This is a genomic window from Paraburkholderia sp. SIMBA_030 (genome assembly GCF_046535245.1).
Lineage (GTDB): Bacteria > Pseudomonadota > Gammaproteobacteria > Burkholderiales > Burkholderiaceae > Paraburkholderia.
Genome location: NZ_JAWRXB010001024.1, coordinates 1 through 256 on the forward strand (window position 1 = coordinate 1; position 256 = coordinate 256).

Genomic DNA, 256 nt, shown 5'->3' on the forward strand with positions numbered 1-256 from the left:
CGGTCAAAGCAAACGCCGACGCCGCCGTCGAGGGTGACAATGCCATCGAACGGGTGCTGGTCATCAACAGGACCACACCCCGCGCCGAACTGGCCAGCGTCACCATGGTTGAAGGCCGCGACGTCTGGTGGCACGACGTCGTCGATACCGCCTCCGACGTTCACGAACCGATTGCGTTCGACGCCGAGACTCCCCTGTTCATCATGTACACCTCCGGCACCACGGGGAAACCGAAGGGCTTGGTCCATACTTCCGG

1 protein-coding gene is annotated in these 256 nt (G+C 62.9%); it reads left to right on the forward strand.

The genetic code is table 11. The features are described 5' to 3' along the window. A partial coding sequence (locus SB772_RS43125; protein WP_410838913.1) for an AMP-binding protein occupies positions 1–256 on the forward strand: 256 nt, incomplete at both ends.